Below are 1,398 nucleotides of genomic sequence, written 5' to 3'. Positions count from 1 at the left end.
CGGTCGTGCCGGTGCCGGCCGGCGGGGCCGGGGGGTGCACCAGGTCGCTCTGGAGGGCCGCCGGTGACGGGCGGGCGGGGGCCGGCGTCGGGCCCTCGGCGGCGGTGGAGGTCACGGTGCCCCCGGCGACGGCGTACGTCCCGTTGCCGTACCGCTCCCCCAGGGACTCCCGCGCGATCTTCTCCTGGAGTTTCAGGATGCCCTGGAGAAGGGCCTCGGGGCGGGGCGGGCAGCCGGGGACGTAGACGTCGACGGGGATGATCTGGTCGACGCCCTTGGTCACCGAGTAGGAGTCCCAGTAGGGGCCGCCGCAGTTGGAGCAGGCGCCGAAGGAGATGACGTACTTCGGTTCCGGCATCTGCTCGTAGAGGCGCTTCACGGCCGGGGCCATCTTGTCCGTGACGGTGCCGGACACGACCATCAGGTCGGCCTGGCGGGGGCCCGGCGCGAAGGGGATGACGCCGAGGCGGATGAAGTCGTGGCGGGCCATCGACGCGGCGATGAACTCGATCGCGCAGCAGGCCAGGCCGAAGTTGAAGACCCAGAGGGAATAGCGGCGCCCCCAGTTGAGGATCACCTTCATCGGCTCGGGGGCGAGCCGGGAGAGCGCGCCCAGCCGCTTCGGCTCGGGGAGGGACACGGGCTGCGGGGTGGACCGTTCGGCGGGCCGCGGAGCGGGCTGCGCGGCGGTCACTTCTGGCGTCACGTCCATGCCAGGACGCCCTTCTTGTATGCGTAGAGCAGGCCGACGGCGAGGAAGCCGAGAAAGACGAACATCTCCACCAGCGTCGTCGCGCCGTAGCCGTCGTCGGCGAACACGGTCGCCCAGGGGAAGAGGAAGATCGAGTCGATGGCGAAGATGACGTAGAGGAAGGCGTACACGTAGTAGCGGACCTGGGTGTGGGCCCAGTGCTCCCCGACGGGGTCGACGCCGCACTCGTACGTCAGGAGCTTCTCCCGGGTGGGGACCTCGGGGCGCAGCAGGCGTCCCGCGCCGAAGGCGATGGCCACGAAGAGCACGCCCACGGCGGCGAGCAGTCCGACCACCGAGTAGGACTGGAAGTAGTCCGCCGCCACGACGTACTCCGCCGCGACGGCGACGGTCGGTTCCGGCACGTCCGCCCCTCGTTCCCTCACCTGGCGACCTGTACGTACGCGCTCCGTACGCCATACATACGCCGCTGTTCGACGATCTGTACGCACGGGAGTCTAGGCCCTGCTAAAGAGACCGTAAGCAGCCCGTCACAGCTCGGCATGCGCAGGGCTGTGACCTGGGGGTCCGTGGGCCGGGCGGTGGCGGCGGCCGTGCGGGGCCAAGGCGGCGGCCCGGCCGGGGAGATGGCACCACCGGACCGGGGCGACGGGACCACCGGACAGGGGCGGCGGGGCCGCCGCCCC

2 protein-coding genes are annotated in these 1,398 nt (G+C 71.4%); both read right to left on the bottom strand.

Annotation, left to right across the window (positions count from 1 at the left end; all coding sequences use genetic code 11):
• On the bottom strand, nt 1-712 hold a 712-nt coding region (locus AOK23_RS43785), incomplete at its 3' end, for an NADH-quinone oxidoreductase subunit B (RefSeq protein WP_055717900.1).
• Nucleotides 703-1,116 carry an NADH-quinone oxidoreductase subunit A gene (locus AOK23_RS43780; RefSeq protein WP_055523485.1) on the bottom strand — a complete coding sequence of 138 codons (414 nt, stop codon included), beginning with the start codon at nt 1,114-1,116 and terminating at the stop codon, nt 703-705. The genes AOK23_RS43785 and AOK23_RS43780, both read right to left, overlap by 10 nt.
• Nucleotides 1,117-1,398 lie beyond the last annotated feature (282 nt).

It is taken from the genome of Streptomyces torulosus (assembly GCF_001419765.1).
GTDB lineage: Bacteria > Actinomycetota > Actinomycetes > Streptomycetales > Streptomycetaceae > Streptomyces > Streptomyces torulosus.
The sequence above is the reverse complement of the archived record's forward strand: the minus strand, read 5'-3'. Positions and strand labels throughout refer to the sequence as shown.